At 73.4% G+C, this 4,149-nt stretch carries 4 protein-coding genes; 2 read left to right on the plus strand and 2 right to left on the minus strand.

The features are described from left to right. Positions 1-666, minus strand: a 666-nt coding sequence (locus tag EBH09_RS13280; protein ID WP_121747152.1) for an aspartate/glutamate racemase family protein, incomplete at its 3' end; no start/stop codon positions are given. Next, entirely contained in the window at positions 663-1,532 is an 870-nt protein-coding gene (locus EBH09_RS13285) for an aspartate/glutamate racemase family protein (RefSeq protein WP_121747153.1), read from the minus strand. The genes EBH09_RS13285 and EBH09_RS13280, both read right to left, overlap by 4 nt. 188 nt (positions 1,533-1,720) lie before the next feature. Between EBH09_RS13285 and EBH09_RS13290 the strand changes: the two genes are divergently transcribed. Together EBH09_RS13290 and EBH09_RS13295 are read left to right on the plus strand one after the other, a co-directional pair. Further along, the gene (locus tag EBH09_RS13290) at positions 1,721-2,686 is read left to right on the plus strand and encodes a D-2-hydroxyacid dehydrogenase (RefSeq protein ID WP_121747154.1); all 966 of its coding nucleotides are present in this window, start codon (positions 1,721-1,723) and stop codon (positions 2,684-2,686) included. Positions 2,687-2,713: 27 nt separating this feature from the next. Further along, positions 2,714-4,114 carry an amidase gene (locus EBH09_RS13295; protein WP_121747155.1) on the plus strand — a complete coding sequence of 467 codons (1,401 nt, stop codon included), beginning with the start codon at positions 2,714-2,716 and terminating at the stop codon, positions 4,112-4,114. Positions 4,115-4,149 lie beyond the last annotated feature (35 nt).

A 4,149-nucleotide genomic window follows, 5' to 3' on the forward strand; every position in this document is an offset into this window, starting at 1 on the left:
CGCCAGGCGCAGGCCCTCCCAGATGGTGACCTGGTTCGCGGTGAGGACCGGCTTGCCCAGTTCCTTCTCCAGGACCGGGATGTGGGCCGCCGTGTGCAGGGCGGTGTCCGGGAGGAGGACCGCCTCCGCGTCCGGGTGGTCGGCGGCGCGGGCCAGGGCCAGCACCTCCGACTCGGTCCAGGTGCCGACCTCCGCGGCCGTGATGATGCCGGAGCTGACGACGCCGACCGCCTCGATGCCGGCGGCGCGCAGGAACTCGGCGAAGAGCCGCGCCACGTCGTCCGGGTAGGTCGCCCCGATCGCGACCCGGCGCGCCCCGATCTCCTTCACCGCGTGCACGAAGGCGAAGGAGGTGGAGGAGGCCGGGAGGCCCGCCGCCTGGGCCAGGGCGCGCACCTGTTCCTGGGCGCCCTCCCAGCCGTGCACGAAGCTCCCGCTGGTGCAGGCCCACACCACGGCGTCGGCGCCGGCGAGCCGCAGCTCCTCCACACCCGCCGCGAGCCGCTGCGCCGAACCCATCTCCAGCAGCGCGTCGACCCGGTGCGCGTCCTCGCCGATGTCCGTGTGCACCAGGTCCACCCGGATGTCGCTGCCCAGGAGCTGCTCGATGCGTGGATAGTCGTCCTCGCCGGAGTGGCCCGGGTACAGGAATCCCAGTGCTGTCATGTCCACCCTTCCTGCTGCTGTTCCGTGTCCGGAGCGTCACCGACGCCCGGCATGTCCGCGACCGCGGGACCGACCGGACCCGCCACCGCCGGGCCCACCGGCCCCGGCACCGTGGGGCCGATGCGCGCGGACGGATCGGTCAGCGCCTGATACGGCCCCACCGCAGGGGTACCCAGTCGGCGCAGTGCCGCCCACATCGTCACTTGGTTGGCCGAGATCACCGGGATCCGCAGCTCGGCCTCCAGCTGCGGGATGACGTCGTAGGTGGGGAGGTTGGTGCAGGAGATGAACAGGGCGTCCGCCGACCCCGGACTCGGTACCGCCTGGCGTGCCATGTCGGCCAGGTCGCGGTACGGGACCTTCCAGATGTGCCGGGTCAGGCCCATGAAGGCGCAGCCGGAGACGGTCACGCCGGCCTCGGCGACGTACGCCTCCAGCGCTCGGGTCACGGAGACGGTGTACGGGGTCACCAGTGCGACCCGGCGTACGCCCAGTTCGGCCAGCGCGTCCAGCAGCGCGCCGGAGGTGGTCACGGACGGGACGGCGCCCGCCCAGGTCATCGCCTCGGACATCGCGCGTTCCCCGGCGATGCCCCCGACGAAGCTGCCCGAGGTGCAGGCGTAGGCGATGACCTCGGGCGCGATGGCGTTGAGGGTGCGCACGGCCTCACCGAGCGTCTCGTGTTCGCTGACCATCCGGGCGAGGTCCAGACTGACCTCGACCGGTACAAAAGGGGTTCGCGTCATGTGCAGCGACACGTCGTCGGGCACCCAACGCCACAACTCGCGATCGAGCGCGAAGTCGAACGGGGCGACCACGCCGACCCCGCGTTGCGGAGCTGGTCCGCCGAGAAAGGAGATGTCCATGGCACGCACCGGCCTCACACTGAGAAAGGGGCGGACAACGCACCGTTACGCACGGCCGTGTTGACGAAGGTAGGTTCCGGTGCGAGCGTGGTCAATCCGCCCGCGTCACTCCCAGGTCAACAGCCGGTTAACTTCCCCGTCAACTCCTGAACCGCACCCGCTTCCGCCGACCGGAGACAGACCTGCCGATGACCACGTCCACACCCACGCCCACGCCCACGCTCCTGGTCCTGGACGCCGAGCCGCTCCCCCGCCTGGGCCGGCTGACCGGCCGGGCCCGGATCGAGCACGCCGACGAGAAGAGTCTCGCCGAGCGGCTGCCGCACGCGGACGTCCTGCTCGTGTGGGACTTCGCCTCGCACGCCGTACGGAAGGCGTGGCCGGGTGACGGTCCCCGGCCGCGCTGGGTGCACACGGCCAGCGCCGGCGTGGACCATCTGATGTGTCCGGAGCTGGCCGCGTCGGACACGGTGGTGACCAACGCGCGCGGTGTCTTCGACCAGCCGATCGCCGAGTACGTCGCCGCGCTCGTCCTGGCGATGGCGAAGGACCTGCCCACGACACTGCGGTTGCAGGGCGAGCGGACCTGGCGGCACCGCGAGTCGACGCGGGTGGCCGGAACTCGCGCCTGCGTGGTCGGCTCCGGGCCGATCGGGCGGGCGATCGCGCAGACCCTCAAGGCGCTGGGGATCACGACCGCGCTGGTCGGCCGGACCGCCCGCACCGGTGTCCACGGGCCCGCCGAGCTGGACCGCCTGCTGGCCCGGGCCGACTGGGTGGTGGCGGCGGCGCCGCTCACCGACGACACGCGCGGCATGTTCGACGCCCGGCGGTTCGGGGTGATGCAGCCCTCCGCGCGGTTCGTGAACGTGGGACGGGGTCAGCTGGTCGTCGAGGACGATCTCGCCGAGGCGCTGACCAGGCGCTGGATCGCGGGCGCCGCCCTGGACGTGCTGAGCCGCGAGCCGCTCGCGCCCGACAGCCCGCTGTGGCGGGTCCCGGATCTGATCATCTCGCCGCACATGAGCGGGGACACCATCGGCTGGCGGGACGAACTGGGAGCGCAGTTCGTGGAGTTGTACGAGAGCTGGGCGGCCGGCGAACCGCTGGCGAACGTGGTCGACAAGAAGCGCGGATACGTGCCCGGACACTGACGTCCCACATACGCGGGAGGGTGCTGCATGACCGACCTCACCGAGCTGACCGCCGTACAGCTCGTCGACGGTTACCGCAAGGGCGACTTCAGCCCCGTGGAGGTGGCCCGGGCCGCGCTGGAGCGGGCCGAGCGGATCCAGCCGGAGCTGAACGCGTTCGTCCGGCTGACCGGCGAGGAGGCGCTCGACCAGGCACGGCGGTCCGAGGAGCGGTGGCGGCGCGGCGAGCCGTGCGGTCGGCTGGACGGGGTGCCGGTCACGGTGAAGGACATCCTTCTGACGCGCGGTCACCCGACCCTGCGCGGCTCCCGCGCCGTCTCGCCGGACGGGCCCTGGGACGAGGACGCGCCGTCCGTGGCCCGGCTGCGCGAACACGGCGCCGTGTTCCTCGGCAAGACGACGACGCCCGAGTACGGCTGGAAGGGCGTCACGGACTCGCCGCTGTCCGGCGTCACCCGCAACCCGCACGATCCGGCCCGCACCGCGGGCGGCTCCAGCGGGGGCGCGGCGGCGGCCGTCGCGCGCGGGGCGGGGCCGCTGGCGCTGGGCACGGACGGCGGCGGCAGCGTGCGCATCCCGGCGTCCTTCTGCGGCATCTTCGGCCTGAAACCGACGTACGGCCGGGTGCCGCTCTACCCGGCGAGCGCGTTCGGCACGCTCGCGCACGTCGGCCCGATGACCCGGGACGCGGCGGACGCCGCACTGATGCTGGACGTCATCGGCACCCCGGACACCCGGGACTGGTCGGCGCTGGGCCCGGCGCCCGGGTCGTACACGGAGGCGCTGTCCGGCGGGGTGCGGGGATTGCGGGTGGCGTACTCACCCTCGCTCGGCGGGCAGGTGGCGGTGCGCCCGGCGGTGGCGACGGCGGTCCGGCGGGCGGTGGAGCGGCTGGCGGAACTGGGCGCGTACGTGACGGAGGCCGACCCGGACTTCGCGGACCCGGTGGACGCCTTCCACACGCTGTGGTTCAGCGGGGCGGCGCGCGTGGTGCAGCACCTCCGGGCGGGACAGCGGGAGCTGCTCGACCCCGGGCTGCGGGAGATCGTCGGCGCGGGGTCGCGGTACTCGGCGCTGGAGTACCTGGCCGCGGTGGACGTGCGGATGGAACTGGGCCGGCGGATGGGCCGCTTCCACGACGCGTACGACCTGCTCGTCACGCCGACGCTGCCGATCACGGCGTTCGAGGCGGGTGTCGAGGTGCCGAAGGGGTCGGGTCACCGGCGGTGGACGGGGTGGACGCCCTTCACCTACCCGTTCAACCTGACCCAGCAGCCGGCGGCGACGGTGCCCGTGGGCGCCGACGGGGACGGGCTGCCCGTCGGGCTCCAGCTTGTCGCGGCGCGGCATCGGGACGATCTGGTGCTGCGGGCGGCGCATGCGCTGTACGGGGCGGGGACGTCGTGGGCGGGTACGTCGGCCGAGTAGTGGCCGACGCGCGGGCGGGCACCGGGTGGGCCGCG

Origin of the sequence: Streptomyces sp. E2N166 (assembly GCF_003671715.1) — a bacterium.
Classification (GTDB): Bacteria; Actinomycetota; Actinomycetes; order Streptomycetales; family Streptomycetaceae; genus Streptomyces; species Streptomyces thinghirensis.